The 14,758-nt window shown below is 52.3% G+C and carries 23 protein-coding genes and 1 pseudogene; all 24 read left to right on the forward strand.

The window, feature by feature from the left end:
- Positions 1–63 precede the first annotated feature (63 nt).
- On the forward strand, positions 64–453 hold the full coding sequence (locus tag ACFPVS_RS02675; RefSeq protein WP_096295185.1) for a hypothetical protein: 390 nt from the start codon (positions 64–66) through the stop codon (positions 451–453).
- 536 nt (positions 454–989) lie between these two features.
- Positions 990–1,286: a hypothetical protein gene (locus tag ACFPVS_RS02680; RefSeq protein WP_096295182.1), complete on the forward strand. Its 297-nt coding sequence runs from the start codon at positions 990–992 to the stop codon at positions 1,284–1,286.
- Positions 1,287–1,617: 331 nt separating this feature from the next.
- Complete coding sequence (locus ACFPVS_RS02685) at positions 1,618–1,959, forward strand: hypothetical protein (protein WP_096295181.1); 342 nt, start codon at positions 1,618–1,620, stop codon at positions 1,957–1,959.
- A 74-nt stretch (positions 1,960–2,033) separates the two neighbouring features.
- Positions 2,034–2,486, forward strand: a complete 453-nt coding sequence (locus ACFPVS_RS02690) for a hypothetical protein (protein ID WP_096295180.1) — start codon at positions 2,034–2,036, stop codon at positions 2,484–2,486.
- A gap of 67 nt (positions 2,487–2,553) precedes the next feature.
- Complete coding sequence (locus ACFPVS_RS02695) at positions 2,554–2,997, forward strand: hypothetical protein (protein WP_096295179.1); 444 nt, start codon at positions 2,554–2,556, stop codon at positions 2,995–2,997.
- A 220-nt stretch (positions 2,998–3,217) separates the two neighbouring features.
- A complete protein-coding gene (locus tag ACFPVS_RS02700) occupies positions 3,218–3,598 on the forward strand; it encodes a hypothetical protein (RefSeq protein WP_096295178.1) in 381 nt (126 codons plus the stop codon).
- Positions 3,599–3,674: 76 nt separating this feature from the next.
- The gene (locus tag ACFPVS_RS02705; RefSeq protein ID WP_096295177.1) at positions 3,675–6,083 is read left to right on the forward strand and encodes an SNF2-related protein; all 2,409 of its coding nucleotides are present in this window, start codon (positions 3,675–3,677) and stop codon (positions 6,081–6,083) included.
- Positions 6,084–6,165: 82 nt separating this feature from the next.
- Complete coding sequence (locus tag ACFPVS_RS02710) at positions 6,166–6,381, forward strand: hypothetical protein (RefSeq protein WP_096295176.1); 216 nt, start codon at positions 6,166–6,168, stop codon at positions 6,379–6,381.
- Positions 6,382–6,555: 174 nt separating this feature from the next.
- A complete protein-coding gene (locus ACFPVS_RS02715) occupies positions 6,556–6,831 on the forward strand; it encodes an AbrB/MazE/SpoVT family DNA-binding domain-containing protein (protein WP_096295175.1) in 276 nt (91 codons plus the stop codon).
- Positions 6,828–7,223, forward strand: a complete 396-nt coding sequence (locus tag ACFPVS_RS02720; RefSeq protein ID WP_096295174.1) for a type II toxin-antitoxin system VapC family toxin — start codon at positions 6,828–6,830, stop codon at positions 7,221–7,223. The genes ACFPVS_RS02715 and ACFPVS_RS02720 overlap by 4 nt, the downstream gene beginning before the upstream one ends.
- Positions 7,224–7,388: 165 nt before the next feature.
- Entirely contained in the window at positions 7,389–7,580 is a 192-nt protein-coding gene (locus tag ACFPVS_RS02725) for a hypothetical protein (RefSeq protein ID WP_378595361.1), read from the forward strand.
- A 102-nt stretch (positions 7,581–7,682) separates the two neighbouring features.
- Positions 7,683–7,940: a hypothetical protein gene (locus tag ACFPVS_RS02730; protein WP_096295172.1), complete on the forward strand. Its 258-nt coding sequence runs from the start codon at positions 7,683–7,685 to the stop codon at positions 7,938–7,940.
- 252 nt (positions 7,941–8,192) lie between these two features.
- The gene (locus ACFPVS_RS02735; protein ID WP_378595363.1) at positions 8,193–9,305 is read left to right on the forward strand and encodes a DUF6094 domain-containing protein; all 1,113 of its coding nucleotides are present in this window, start codon (positions 8,193–8,195) and stop codon (positions 9,303–9,305) included.
- A 67-nt stretch (positions 9,306–9,372) separates the two neighbouring features.
- Complete coding sequence (locus ACFPVS_RS02740; protein WP_198345356.1) at positions 9,373–9,744, forward strand: hypothetical protein; 372 nt, start codon at positions 9,373–9,375, stop codon at positions 9,742–9,744.
- Positions 9,745–9,938: 194 nt separating this feature from the next.
- Positions 9,939–10,307 (forward strand): hypothetical protein, encoded by a 369-nt coding sequence (locus tag ACFPVS_RS02745; RefSeq protein ID WP_096295171.1) that lies wholly within the window; start codon positions 9,939–9,941, stop codon positions 10,305–10,307.
- Positions 10,308–10,406: 99 nt separating this feature from the next.
- Complete coding sequence (locus ACFPVS_RS02750) at positions 10,407–10,820, forward strand: hypothetical protein (protein ID WP_157742722.1); 414 nt, start codon at positions 10,407–10,409, stop codon at positions 10,818–10,820.
- On the forward strand, positions 10,793–10,954 hold the full coding sequence (locus ACFPVS_RS02755; RefSeq protein ID WP_157742721.1) for a hypothetical protein: 162 nt from the start codon (positions 10,793–10,795) through the stop codon (positions 10,952–10,954). The genes ACFPVS_RS02750 and ACFPVS_RS02755 overlap by 28 nt, the downstream gene beginning before the upstream one ends.
- Before the next feature lie 146 nt (positions 10,955–11,100).
- Positions 11,101–11,865: a hypothetical protein gene (locus tag ACFPVS_RS02760; protein WP_378595366.1), complete on the forward strand. Its 765-nt coding sequence runs from the start codon at positions 11,101–11,103 to the stop codon at positions 11,863–11,865.
- A gap of 147 nt (positions 11,866–12,012) precedes the next feature.
- Positions 12,013–12,252: a hypothetical protein gene (locus ACFPVS_RS02765; protein ID WP_378595367.1), complete on the forward strand. Its 240-nt coding sequence runs from the start codon at positions 12,013–12,015 to the stop codon at positions 12,250–12,252.
- Positions 12,227–12,766: a DUF1281 family ferredoxin-like fold protein gene (locus ACFPVS_RS02770; RefSeq protein WP_096295166.1), complete on the forward strand. Its 540-nt coding sequence runs from the start codon at positions 12,227–12,229 to the stop codon at positions 12,764–12,766. The genes ACFPVS_RS02765 and ACFPVS_RS02770 overlap by 26 nt, the downstream gene beginning before the upstream one ends.
- An 84-nt stretch (positions 12,767–12,850) precedes the next feature.
- Positions 12,851–13,456, forward strand: coding sequence for a hypothetical protein (locus ACFPVS_RS02775; protein WP_096295165.1), 606 nt, complete (start codon positions 12,851–12,853; stop codon positions 13,454–13,456).
- Positions 13,443–13,619 carry a hypothetical protein gene (locus ACFPVS_RS02780; protein ID WP_157742719.1) on the forward strand — a complete coding sequence of 59 codons (177 nt, stop codon included), beginning with the start codon at positions 13,443–13,445 and terminating at the stop codon, positions 13,617–13,619. Before ACFPVS_RS02775 ends, ACFPVS_RS02780 begins: the two co-directional genes overlap by 14 nt.
- Before the next feature lie 81 nt (positions 13,620–13,700).
- Positions 13,701–14,153, forward strand: coding sequence for a hypothetical protein (locus tag ACFPVS_RS02785; protein ID WP_096295164.1), 453 nt, complete (start codon positions 13,701–13,703; stop codon positions 14,151–14,153).
- Positions 14,154–14,433: 280 nt separating this feature from the next.
- Positions 14,434–14,758: pseudogene (locus tag ACFPVS_RS02790) on the forward strand (ShlB/FhaC/HecB family hemolysin secretion/activation protein); the annotation flags it as partial.

Genomic DNA, 14,758 nt, shown 5'->3' on the forward strand with positions numbered 1-14,758 from the left:
TTTTATGAACCCATCTTCAAGTAAGTCCTGCCCGACGGCGACAAACTTTTTTTGGAGAATATTATGCTTGATATACCCGGCAAACAAACTGTTGGAAACAGTACGCAATTGGAACAATTAATACCGGACTGTTGGTATGAAGTTGATTCCAAAATATCCGGAACTTCGGAAAGCGTACGGTTTATCAAATTGTTATGTGTTCTAAGCTCAAATAAAGCAGGTATGACCCATGCCTTGCTGTTACGAAACGGTTTGGGTAACGAGACTGTTGGCGAATGGAACAATTCAACCTTTAACGCATCATTTTCGGATGTTAGGGAGGTCGAAATACTATTCGCGACAGATGACTGTGAAAACGGCGGAACAAACGGCGGAACTGTTGAATCTATTCGTGATCTTGTGATGTTTTCACAAGGTGCAGGCAAAACAGTATTCCAATGTGTCATATCTTAACCCGAGGGGGTAAACCTCCAAACCTGCTTTTCAGCAGGTTTTTTCAGACGGCCTTAAGTTAAGGCCGTCTGAAAAAACCTGTTTCATAGCCCAAAGGAGGACATTCAAATGCCTAAAAACCATCGCAAAATTTCAATTTCCGACCTGAAAGTGATGCGGTCTCCGGCCGGATATTATGTAGGCAGAGATTATTGTGAGTCAGATTGGACTGAATTAAAAATGCCGTATTCCCGTGAATCAGATTATTTTGCTACACGGGAGCAGGCGCATAATTGCTCGCAAATTATGAAATTGGAGGAGTCTTTAGGTTTGATTTAGTCTGACAGACTTAATCTGTCCCGACGCTGCCGTTAACCATCGTCAGCCGCATCCGTGCGGCCACGGCTTTTTTCAACCCCGACCGGCGGTGATATGCTCTCCGCCGGAGGATGTATCTCCGCCTTTTTTTGTAACGAAAGGAGGTACATCATGATGTGCAAACTATCCGGTAATCTGCCGGAAAATGTTTTGGGTCGGCTATACCAAGGTGGTAACATATGTTTAAGAAGTTTTTAAAACTTGTGTTTCCGTTCCGCAACCCCGTTTCAAAACGAATATTCGATTTGTGGCTGAAAATTTTGGAAGACACGGCTGTTGCCTCGATTATTGCAATCGGGCCTTACCTGTGGATAGACGGCGGCTCTGTTTGGAACCGTTGCCTGAATGTGCTGATACTGCTACTGATTAGTTATACGGCTCAGTTATTGGTGCATTACTTGGTGTTGTATGAATCCAAACTGACAATGCCCCAAACCGACAACCCGGATCAATCCGATGAAAGGAAAAAACCATGACTGCCCTGACTTGGTTCCTACTCAGTGTTCTGGTGCTTATGTGGGTAGCTATTTTCAAGCTATCTAAAATGAGCGAAGAAGACAAAGAGTAGGAAGAGCCATGATTATGACCTACAGCCTGCTGGTTGTGATTGCCGCGATGTTGTTCGGCATTCACAAGCTGGTTAAGTTTGGCGAATCACAACGCAAACAGGATAAGGATCAATAAACCTATCCGTATTTTCCAACCCATCCATCCCACCACAGCCCAGGCTGCCGGGGATTTTCATATCAACCCTCGGGGGACTCTACCCCGAAGGGGACAGGTCTCCCGCTTTAAAGGAGAACTGTCATGTTCAACGAAATCATCTACCGCGATACCGCCTCTGCTTTTGAAGACTGGCTTAAAATCCTGCGCCGTTTGGGATGCGGCAGCTACTGGAACAGCTGTGCTTTGGCCGATGCAGTTTGGGAAGTTGCCCGAACCCATGAGGAAATCCCACATTTCGGCAATATTGCCCAAGAGCTGGTTCTGACGGCCATCGAACGCTGGCTGTTTGATGAGCGTTCCGATTGGGTGATGGCCTACGAAGTCAACGCCCGTGCTTCCTGGCTGAGTATCAACGGCATAAACATTAACGACTACCGGCAGTTTGTTGCCATGTTCGAACAAGCCGCTGCCGAGGCGGTGTAATCCGCCATTTGTTTTTAACCCTTCCGGGGCATCCGTCCCCGGACACGATGCCCTTTTATTTATAGGAGTGCATCATGCGTTATATTAACGAAAAAACCTTGGAAATCCGTATATCCCAAGACGCTCTCGGCAAATACGGCTGCGATATTGTCTGCCCTAGTACGGATGAGCTGATTTTCGGTTGGGACCCTGAGTTCGATACGGCTGAAGAAGCGGTGGCCGCAGCGGTTATCCGTAAAGAAGTCGGTTTGACCGGTGTTCCGCTGTTTGCGGACGAATCGTCGGCAATGCGCCGCCGTATCGAAGCCTGTATTTTCGATGACCGCCTTGCCTGCAAATTCTTAAGGGAGGCGGTATTGAATGCGGTATTCGGACAGGACTTTGACGTACGAGGGGCGGTTCATCTCGATAATGAGGATTGGTCGATGTTCCAGGCAATTGTCAACGACTACCGTGTGTTTGGCTTGACCGCCTCATTAAACGATTTGGCCTGCCGTATCCGTGAACATTTTCCGTGTTACCGTTAAAAACCACCCTCCGGCTGAGCAGTTCTTTCCGGAGGGAAGAACTGCCGCCGGTTTGAAGGAGACTGTTATGTTGAACAAACTGTGTGAACGTGCGTATGAGGTTTTGAAGCGGGAAGTACCGGATTATCCGGTTATGCTGGGTGAAGACCAGGCTTTCATCTGTGCCGAATTCCGGCCGGATTGGAGTTTGCTGGGTTTGGATTTCGACAACGAAGGCCATCGGAATGTGTTGGCTGCTTTGGACGATTTCTTTATCGAAACCTGTCTGAAGCTGGCCGAGTGTGAGAAGGCTTATTACGTCGTCGCTCTGAAAGATACCGAAAACAGCTGTAAAAAGCGGTTGACCACGGCTTTATCCCGGGAAGAATGCGTCGATGTGGCAGCAAGGCTGGAAGAGTCGGTACTGTACAGTTCGAAATCCCTGCTGGTGGAGAACGCCGAAAACTGGCGGATTGCATCTTTTCCGTTTCCGGAAATGCTTGCCGATTTCATTAAATTTAAAAATGAGTAACAAAGGTGCTTTACAAACCTGCTGTTCAGCAGGTTTTTTTCAGACGGCCTCAAGTTAAGGCCGTCTGAAAAAAACCTGTTTCACACGCCGACAGTCGTTTTACTGTCTTTGATGCTGCCGTTAACCATCATCAGACCGCATTCGTGCGGCCACGGCTTTTTTCAACCCACCTGCGGGCTGCCCCGTCAGGGCGGCAGTTCCGTCCTGTAAGGAAACCGCCATGTACAACAACCCTTTCCTGAAACCTGATCTGGCCTGGGATTTTGTCGAGACTCATTACCCCGATTACCGCCGTTGCAACATCATCTGCCAATCCGGCGATATGGCTGCCTGCTTTGAGTTTGCCGGTATCGACCCTGATGAACTCATCACTGCTGATGCCGTAGGCCGTCTGAAAGCACTGGCTCCGGACAGGCTGGAAAGCCGTGAGCCTTCGTATCAACAGGTTCGGGCATTTGACGATTTTGTCGGCAGCGGTCTGACCTTTGGTCAGGCGGCGCGGCAAATCGACGATTACTGTTTGGCCAAAGCGGTATTAAACTGTCCTGACGCGCTGCCTGCTGAAACACTGGAGTGGGCGCAGGCTGTCTTGGCCGACTAATCTGTTTTTCTTTTTCAACCCTTTGGGGACTGCTACCCCGAAGGGCGCAGTCCCCGTTTTTTATGGAGACTGCATCATGCAATTTCAAACCTCTGTTTTCAATTTGACGACAGACCAGATTTTTGAAGAACTCAAATATCTGGATCCAAATATACGCCATGCCGATGCCATACACCAATTCAACCGTCTGCTGGAGCAGCTTCGCAGCAATGATTTGCCGCTGTCTCAGTTTCTGGCCGACTTCGGCGACAGCCTTTTCGAGGCCGTTACCGATCAGAACCGGCCGCTGTATCAGGGGCAAACCCATGCCGCCCACGAGGCGGTATTGGACGGTTTGAGCCGCAAGCTGTTTCCTGCCCAGCGGGAAGTGGTTCGTGCGGTCAACCAACTGCTGCTGGTGGAAGATAAGCCTGCGGCGGTCATCAATGCCGAAATGGGCACGGGTAAAACCATGATGGCCATTGCCTGTGCTGCCGTTGCACATCAGGCCGGTATTGCCCGGACGCTGGTTTTGAGTCCGCCCCATTTGGTCTACAAATGGCGGCGCGAAATCCTTAAAACCGTGCCGGATGCGCGGGTGTGGGTGCTCAACGGCACCGACACGCTGGCCAAGCTGCTTAAAATCCGTGCCATGCGCGGGAAACCGGCCGTGCCGGAGTTCTTCGTACTCGGCCGTGTGCGGATGCGGATGGGCTACCACTGGCGGCCGGCGTATGCGGTGCGCAAGCAGTACCGGCAGGACTACGCCGAAGGTCAGCACTTTATCCGGACAGAGAAGCTGTTTTGCTGTCCGAAATGCGGCCGCGAGCTGAAAGATGAAGAAGGCAGTTCTTTCTATTCGGAAGAAGGCGTGAAGACATTTTTGGGCAAGTCCAGACGCTTCTGCACCGCCAAGGACGGCAAGCACCGTTGCGGCGAACCTTTGTGGACCTTGTGCCGCAAAGACGGCAATGCGCCGCAGCAAAGCGTGTACGAGCGGGTCATCAATGCGGTGGCTTCGCTGCCGGGTGTAGGGCCTAAAACGGCTCAGAAACTGGTGGCGCAGTTCGGTGAGGCCATGCTGGCGGATATCCTGGAAAACAACATCCAGGCATTTGCCAACCTGATGGACGAACACGGCGAGTTTGTGTTTAACGACCGTCAGGCGGCACGGCTGGACCGGGCTTTGGGTAAAACCGAGTTCTCTTTGGGTATGGGCGGCTACCAGCCGACCGAGTTCATCAAACGCTATCTGCCGAAAGGATACTTCGGACTGATGGTGGTGGATGAAGGCCATGAGTACAAGAACTACGGTACGGCACAAGGTCAGGCCATGGGTGTATTGGCACGCTGTGTCCGCAAGGTGTTGTGTCTGACCGGCACCCTGATGGGCGGTTATGCCGACGATCTGTTCTACCTGCTGTGGCGGCTGAATCCTCAGGCTATGCTGGCCGACGGCTTCGGTTACAACAAAACCAATACCTTGGGGACAGCGGCGATGGCGTTTATGCGTCAGCACGGAGTGCTCAAGGAGGTCATCCGCAGCAACGGCAGCGAGTTCGACGGCGGTTCGTTTACCAGTTCCAAAGCCAAGCGTACTTCGGTACGCACGGCCAAGACACCGGGCTTCGGCCCCTTGGGCATCATGCGCTATATTCTGCCGATGACGGTGTTTCTGAAGCTCAGAGACTTGGGCGAAGGCGTATTGCCGCCGTACGAGGAAATCTTCCGGCCGGTGGCGATGACACCGCGACAGGAAAGCATCTACCGTGACATGAGCCTGAGGCTGCAGCAACGCCTGAAACAGGCTTTAGCCAAAGGAGACAATACCCTCACCGGTGTAGTCACCAACACACTTTTGGCCTGGCCGGACTGCGGCCACCAGCCGGAACGGGTGGTTTGGAAACGATGGAACGAGCGGCTGTTCGAAGCAGAAGCCGTTTTTGAAGAGTCCGAACCTTCTCCCAAAGAAGCTGACCTGCTGGCAGTGGTGAAGGAGGAACTGGCCCAAGGGCGTAAATGCCTGGTCTATACCGTCTACACCGACACCCGCGATACCGCCGGCCGTCTGCAGAAGCTGTTGCAGGCGGAAGGCATCAAAGCGGCGGTGATGCGTGCATCGGTAAAAGCCGATGAGCGTGAGGACTGGGTGGCCACGCGTTTGGATGAAGGTTGCGAGGTAGTCATCTGCAATCCCGAACTGGTGAAAACCGGCCTGGATCTGCTGGCCTTCCCGACCATCTACTTCATGCAGACCGGCTACAACGTCTATACCCTGATGCAGGCGGCACGACGCTCTTGGCGGATTGGTCAAAAGGAACATGTGAAGGTGTATTTTGCCGGTTACATGGAGACTGCCCAGCAAATCTGTCTGGAACTGATGGCAAAAAAAATCGCCGTAGCCCAATCCACCTCCGGCGACATGCCGGATACCGGTTTGGACATCCTCAATCAGGCGGAAGACTCCGTGGAAGTCCAGTTGGCCAAACGGCTGCTGGAGCAGTAAACCGTTTCACCCGAAATGCCGCGTACGGTTTTTCAGACGGCCTTGCGGCCGTCTGAAACCGCCGCCGCACCAAGGAGCTAAGATGCGATACAGCAACAACAAAGACTTTGCCGCCTATGTTGCAGAGCTGGTACGCAGCGGCAAATGGGTCTGCATACCCAAAGGCCGCCGCCGGCACGGCTGCCTGCAACACGAGAGCGGCCGCAAATGCCCGGTGCCTTGCAGCCCCGGCAACGATCCGCGCGGTTTTTTGAACTTCAAGGCCATGACCCGGCAGATTGAAGCGGAAAGCGCCTGAATTTTCCGCCGCAAGCCGGCGGTTTCTACAACCTGCTCCGAGCAGGTTTTTTCAGACGGTCTGCAAACCGGAGACCGTCTGAAAAAACCTACTGTTATTATCTGTAGGTCTAAAACCATTCCGGTTTAAAAGTAAGGTATAATAACCTTACTTTTAAACAGAGGGGCATGTATTATGGGAACCACTTTAAAGCTGACGGCCAAGAACCAGATTACTTTGAGAAAAGAGTTTTTGGCGCACTTAGGCATAGGAACCGGCGACAAACTCGAAATCAGCAAGCTGCCCAACGGCGAACTCAAGATCAGCGCAGCCAAAAAGACACGCAGCTTTTCCGATGTGGCCGGTTTACTGGCGCGCAAAGGCGGCCGCTCTTTCAGTATCGAAGAAATTAATGAGTCTGTTGCCGATGCCTATGCGGCAGCAGGGGTGTCTGGCAAGGATGCAAAATGAAGGTTACTGCAGACACCAATGTCTTGGTACGTTTATTGACCCGGGACGATGAAAAGCAGGCGCTGATCGCGGAAAACATCCTCTCAAAAGCAGAGAAAGTCTGCGTACCCACCTCCGTATTCTGTGAGCTGGTTTGGGTTTTAATGCGGTTGTACCGTTACAGCAAAGAAGAGGTTGCAGCCGCAATCAGGACAATGACCGAAATCGAAAACCTGATGTATGAGAAAAATACCGTCGATGCCGGCTTGGAACAGTTGGAATGCGGCGGCGATTTTGCCGACGGCGTAAATGAATATACCGGTAGAAGGATATTTGACGGACAATTCGTGACTTTTGATAAAAAAGCGGTGGCCGTTTTGAAAAAACGGAACATTCCCGCCAAACTGCTTTAAGTTTTACACAGCCGGCAGACTGTTTCTTCTGTCCCGGGTGCTGCCGTTAGCCATCACCCAACCGCATGAGTGCGGGCACGGCGCTTTTTACAACTTTTTGACCAACCCTGTGGGGACATACCCCCCCACAGGGCGGTACGTCCCCGTTTTTATGGAGACGTAAATATGAAAACCGAACCTTTATTGGAGCAGGAAATGAAACAGAAAGAACTGCACAAAATCGATGCGGAAATTGCGAAGCTGATTGCAGAATCAGCCAAGCTCAATGCCGAAACTCGCTGGTATCCCATACTGGTTGTGACCGGCATGTTTGCAGCCATCGGTACTGTTATGGCTGTGGTTATCAAATTCCTGTAAAACCGGCGTAAAGCCTTTTTCAATCAGTTTTGCAACCCTGTGGGGATATACCGTCCCCGCCAGGGCATCGGTGTATCCCCGCTTTTTTATGGAGACACCGATGTGAAATTTTTCAAATACTTGAAATTCAGTTTCCCGTTACACAAGGAAACACTTGAATCGTGGATTAAACTGCTGGATGATATTACAAAGGCTGCAATGATTGCGGTTTTGCCGCTACTCTGGATTAATTCGCATTCATTGGCCGAGCGCGCTGTCGGCGTAGTTGTTTTGGCAGCTATTGGATATTTTGTCCAAGTCTGTGCTGACAAATTACGCAAACACCGTGATTCATTAACCCGAAAGGATACGTCATGCTGATCGGCGGACTTTTATTTATCCTCTCATTAGTGCTTGCTTTCAATTACTGGATCAGTAAACAGCTTGAACGCGACCGTATGACAGAGGAGCACGAGAACCGTTAAACGGTTCATTTTTTACCAACTCGGCTCTTTCGAGCCATCAGAATCCCACACTCCGCAATCATGCGGCGGTGGGATTTTTTGCATTCTTCTTTAAACCCTCAGGGGGCTTCCCCTTGGGGCGGCCTCCGCTTTCTTTACGGAGGCTTTCATGAATTCCACCAACCATCTGATGCACCCACGCACCGCGCACAATCATGCCGACAACGGCTATTTCCCAACCGACGCAGCCACGTTGGAAGGTATCGCTGCGCGGCTGGACATTGCCGGCGGCAATATCCGCATATTCGACCCCTGCTGCGGCACCGGTGAAGCATTGGCGGTGCTGGCAGGCCATCTGGCCGGCTGCGGTGCGCAATGCGGCAGCTTCGGTGTCGAACTGGACAAAGAGCGCGCCCGGGCGGCGGCTGCCGTGCTGGATTGTGTCGTCCAAGGCGATATCGAAAACTGCATCCTGCAGGCCAGAACCGTCGGTCTGCTGTTTCTGAACCCGCCCTATGGTTTTTCCGCTGCCGACAACCTGTCGGCCGGCCGTACCAAACGTTTGGAGGAAATCTTCTTTGAACGCACGGTGCCGGTGCTGCAGGACGGCGGTATTTTGGTGCTGATCATACCCGAAGCAGCGTTAACCGACCGTTTTACTGCCGAAATCGCTTCACGCTTTACCGAAATACGGATGTACCGCGCCGCCGTCTATACCTATCGGCAGGTGGTGGTTTTCGGTAGGAAGGCGGGAAACCGCAGCAGCATCGGTAAGATCTTGGCCAAAACCCAGCAGCAAGTGCTGTTGCAGCCGGAAGCTGCCGTTCCCGTACATCAGGCAGAGGCCGACTACTGGTATGAAGTACCGGCGGCGGCAGCCAAACCATTCCGGCCACTCAACCATTCCGTCGAAGCCGACGGTTTGGCCGACGAGTTGGCACATATCGGCAATCAGACGCTGTGGCCGCATTTCGGACGTTTTTTTCGGGAGGATTGTGTGCTTGAAAAAAGACGGCCGCTGTGCGCGTTGGGTAAATGGCATGCCGCATTGGCACTGGCCGCCGGCCAGGTCAGCGGCATCGTTACCGCTTCGGACGGCCGGCGTTTGCTGATTAAGGGCAGTACCCATAAAACCCAAGTCAGCAGCACCGAGGAACAGGTCAGAGAGGATGGCAGCGTGCAATACGTGACCACCAATCTCGACCGTTTCGTACCGAGCATCCGCGCCGTCGATTTGACGGCCGATAGCCCCGGATTCGGCGACGTGCTGACCATCAAATAATTTTTAAACCAACCCTGCGGGTGGCTGCCCGTCAGGGCGGCATACCCGCTTTTTTAGGAGAACGCGTATGTACGCCCCAAACGAAACCATCCGCACAGAACTGCCTGAACTGCTGACCGGCCGTCTCGAATGCAGCAAACCCGAACTGTTCCCGCTCGGCCGGTGCGTCTGCACCCGCAACGCTTTAAGCTGGGCGGAAGAGAACCTGCCGGAGGAGCTGACCGAGGCACATCTCTGGCAGCGCATACTGCTGCGTGCCCATGTGACCGGTTGTTGGGAAGATATGGATGCCGAAGACCGCGAGCTGAACCTGCGTGCTTTGGAGGCCGGTAAGGAAGGGCGGATTTTTTCCGCCTACACGATACTGGAGCAGAAAATCTACGTCATCACCGAATGGGACAGAAGCTATACCACCATTCTGTTGGCCGAAGATTATTGAGCATGATTCAGACGGCCTCCGTCTGTTTCGTGCCTAAAAATTAGGCAGTCGCGCAAACCAAAGCCCGACCGAAGTTTGCCCGAGCTGCCCGTCGGTTTATCCACTGTTTTTGCGGATAAACCTTTTTCCAACCTGCGTGGAAGCCCGTCTTCCACGAACGGGTTTTACGCTTTGTTTGCCGTTAAGGAGCTGTTATGAACCCGTCTGCAATCGAGCTGATGCGCCAATGGCTGCAACAGCATGGTAATCCGTACATCGTTGGCGTATCGAAAGAACTGGCCGCACCATTTAATGCCGAGTTCCGCCGACGCTGTCCGAAGCTGTATGAAGTGGCCAAAGAGCATGTCCGCCTGTGCCGCCGCCATACGCGGCGCTACGGCCCGGGTCATCCGGTGTATACCTACATCGACTATCAGGACATCAATGCTTATCCGCTGCCTGCCATCGACCCGTATCCGAAAGCACCGACCGCTGCCGTGCTTCTGGCCGATACGGCCATGATGCTGGCCGCCCGTTATCCGTCGCTGACGGTTGGCGGCCGGCTTTTGTCACCTGCTGTTTGAGGTTTGACCTGCCTTTCGAGGCAGGTTTTTCAGAAGGCCTGTAATTTCAGGCCGTCTGAAAAACCTGTTTCCAACGCCGACAGTCGTTTCACTGTCCCGGTGCTGCTGTTAACCATCACCACCCGCATTCGTGCGGCCACGGCTTTTTTTCAACTTTTATTAACCCTGTGGGGACAGACTCCCCGTCAGGCAGGTATGTCTTCACACAACATGGAGGACATACCTTATGTGTTTAAAATCCAAATGCGTACAGGAGCAGAGAGAATGACACTTTCTGATCTGATACGTCTTCCGATGGCAAAGCACTTGTTTGACTTTTGGTACAAATTGTTTGAAGATGTTACCAAAGCCAGCTTGATTGCAATTCTGCCGTATTTCAAACTGAGTGAAGCCCCGATTGAATATCGGTGGCTGAATGTTTTTGTATTTTTAACCCTTGCTTTCTCCTGCTACTGCATTCTGTATTGGCTTGCTGATAATGAGGCATGGATGAGCTGGAAGGGGGAGGACTGATGGACTCATTGACTGTATTTCTGCTGATTGTGCTTGCACTGGTCTGGACGTTTTTCTTTATTGCCCGACATTCGGTTAACAAACTGAAAAAAGAGCATGAAGAAAAAATGAAAGCCGGCAAAAACAGAATCTGAAGTAACATTCAACCCGTACCGCGCAGCGGTACACCCGATTCCCACCCACACCTTAGGTGTCGGTGGGAATCTTTTTTCAACCCAACACGGGATACTTCGTCCCGTCAGGGTTCGCGGTATTCCGATTTTCAAAAAGGAGTTTCACCGTGAACACCGTTTCCAATACCTATATCGTTTGGTTCCACCGCGAATTCGAGGCGGCCGCAAGTGCGTCCGAAGCCTTAAACGGCCAAGTGCTGCGGATGACGGATGCGGAATATCCGGAACCGGCAGACGTGGTCGGCGAAAAACTGCGTGAGCTGGGCTATTCCGGCGATCTGGTTGATGCCGTCCTACCGGTGGCTGAGTATATCCGCAACGAAAACGTGCATGAATCCATGCCGAGCCGCAGTGACAACTGTTACAGCGCAGCGGTAGTGATTCCGACGCTTCCCAATCAGGAAAACTGGCTGGCCGCCTACCGCCAACCGGCGTTCCTCAGCACCTTGCCCGATGATGCTGCCCGGGAAGTATTCGGCAGTATTATGGCCGGCCGGGGCGTGGATTACGCCCTGCTGATGCAGGCGGTGTCTGATTGCACCAACGGCCAGCCGCAGGATTTCCTGCTGGTTCCCGTCGCTGCGAATTTCGGCGGTTATGACGACATTGCCTATCTGCTGAAGGATGTCGAATACGGCCCGCAAAACATCGAAAGCGTTCTGGCAGACAAGCTGGACGAAGTCGATGCCGAATGGCTGTACCGGCGCAACAGCAGAACCATCTCTTGGTGGATGTCTGATCATGGTTTTTCCTTGGAAGACTTCGGTCACGAACACAGCCGGATTTTGGAAGTGCCGGGAAAAGTACGCTGGGAAGTGGTTTACCGCTGGGCCTGCTATACAGTCAAAGCCTATCTCGACAGCCTGAAGTAAGGGCTGTTTAAAAGCACCTGTTACCTGAAATGTGCGCCGGTTTTGCCGGCGGTAACTTTATCCAACCGGGCGCAAGCCTGTTTTTAACCCGACGGGGTCGCGATGCCCCGTCAGGGGTATCCGGCTCCTTTTTTATGGGGCAATATCATGCCTAACCATGTTACCAACATCATGACCGTGAACGGTCCGGCCGAAGCAGTAGCCGAATTGAAAGCCGCGTGGTTCCACGCCGGCTCTCCCGACCAAAAAAGCAGCCCCGAGCTGCCGGATATGGTGGTTGACTTCAACGCCCTCCTGCCCCAGCCGGAAGGTATGGACATCGAGCACGGTTCGGTCATCCAGTGCCGAGGACTGGCTGACGATGAAAGACGACTGGCTTTTGTCTGATGAAGCATTCGGCAAGATCTGGCTCGCATCGAGACTGAAACAGCACTTTGAAACGCTTGTGGATTGGCAGACCGATACGGTCGGCCGTCTGAAAGAACGGGTATTGTCCACGCCAGGACTGCTTGAGAAAATCGGCCTCAACCGGCCTTATCTGGAGCAGATTCAGCGCAACATTGCCGTGCATGGCTGCCCGACCTGGTATGAATGGTGCAACCGCCACTGGGGAACCAAGTGGAATGCCTACCACCAGTACCTCAACGAATGGTCGGATACTTCGTTTTCCGTTACCTTCGACACGGCATGGTCATCGCCGGAGCCGCTGTTTGAAACTCTGGCCGATGCTTTTCCGAGTGTCGAAATGATGGTGCACTACATCGACGAAGGCGGCGGCTTTGCCGGCACCTTCACCGCTTCAGACGGCCTGCTGGAGGACTTCCCTTGTGAAGATGGCGATTTTAAAGCTTTCGCAGCGGAGCACTTCGGCTGGACGTTTGATGACGATGATGACGAGTAACTCACCGCATTTGTTTAACCTGTAACCCTGAGGGGCGGTCTGCCCCTCAGGGGGCATGCTGCCCTGTTTTTTAAGGAGTCTGTTATGCCTAATTGGTGTTCCAATAGCTTTACCGTTACCGGCACACAGCTGGAAATCGACCGCCTCACCGCACTGATTGTGCGTGAGAATCACGAAAACCATCCGGACAAAGGCGACGGCCTGATTCTGGATTTCAACGGCCTTGTGCCGGTTCCTGAAGTTTTGGCCAAACTCGATTACCATGCACTCAATCTGCTGATGACCGTACTGGCTCAGGCAGGGCCGGATACCTTGTTACCCAAAGCCCTGAAGCCTGACCGCACCGGCCCGGCCGGTCTTTTGGCTGAAAAGTTGGCCGAAGACTTTCCCTGTTGGCAGGAAATGACGGCAGATGATTTGGTAGGCCGTCTGAATGCCGATTCCGACTTGGCTGAACGCTACGATTATCAGCGCGACGTATTCGAATCCGCACAAGCCTGCCAACAGGCGGTCGGAGAGATGAGTGCCTATGCGTGGCGTATCAAACATTGGGGGTGTCGGCCGCGAAGCCTTCTATTGCCGGGTATCACCGGCTCCGGGAAAGCTGACGGCTTCCTTCGAATCCGGATGGTGCCCGCCGGAAGTTTTTTATCGTGCGCTTGTCAAAGGTTTCCCCATGCTGAACTTTGAAGCCATCTATCTCGAGAAGAGTAACAGCGTAGCCGGCCGGTATCGTAATGAAGGCGCTGTCCTGATTGACGAACAGGTATCGGACAGCGGCCGTAATATCCGTCAGTTTGCCATCGAAGTGTTCGGCTACGAATACGGAGATGAGGAAGATGATGACGAATAAGGCCGTCTGAAAAGCAACCCACCCGGCGGGTGTATCCCGTCAGGGCATACATCCGTCTCTTTGTATCTGAAGGGGCAACGTATGTATGAATCCGAACTGAAGTTTTACCCTTGTAGCAACATCCAAGACCGCCTCATTATGCTTTACTTGGAAATCTCTGAAAAATCCAATGACCGGGAAAGTATGTTCTGGTGCAGTTCCGACGATGACTTGAGCGTACCCGATACAGCTATTGAAATCGATGTCGAACGGCTGATGCAGGCCAAGGCCTGCATCAGCCGCTACGCCGATGTTTTAGGCAGCGTCACCATCCCGATTCTGATTCATTCAAAAGGCTACGGCGGTAAAATCCGGCAGGACAAGCTGGAAATCAACAGTGCCCGCCACAGCAATGGTTTTTGGACGACGGCGTGGTTCATCAACGATTGGGCAGGTTCGTGGTATTCCTTTGACACCGACCGCCATTGGCCGGTGGAAAAGCAGTACCTTTTGAAATACCTGGAAGACATGTTGATTCTGTGCGGTAAACGCTAAACCCCAACGGCTGCTTCGGCAGCCGTTTTTTATGCAAAAACAATATCTATTTGGACTGAAATAGTGTGGATTTCCCCTGCTATCGCGCAATTCATTCACTCGGCCCTAAATTTAAGGTAAATTTCAAATATAATATTGATTATATTATATAAAATAACAAGTCAATTACTAATTGAAGTGGCCGACTATCCAAATAATTGACCTTTGGTTTTATGAACTTTGCTTTTCTTTACCCTATTCCAATAACATGGCTCAGTCAAACACCTTACAGGTTCCAAGCATGTCCGCCTTTCACTTTTCTTCAAGCTGCCGTTCATTGATGTTGCCGTTCGCTTTGCTGGCAACTACGGCTATGCCGGCTCTGGCTGATGAACGACAAGCAGGTCTGATTCAGCAAGAACAAGCCCAGCAGGAGCAGCAACGTCTCCGCCAACTTGAGCAGCAAATGCAGTCTGCCCCGGATGTGCGCTTAGACCGAACCGCAGAAGCCGTTTCCTCATTGCTGCTTCCTCAAAACGAATCGCCCTGTTTCACCGTTCACGATATTTCTTTGGTTGGCGATTCTGCAAACAAATTCCAATTTGCACTGAATAAAGCCATCAAAC

This window comes from Neisseria weixii (assembly GCF_042658245.1).
Classification (GTDB): Bacteria; Pseudomonadota; Gammaproteobacteria; order Burkholderiales; family Neisseriaceae; genus Neisseria; species Neisseria weixii.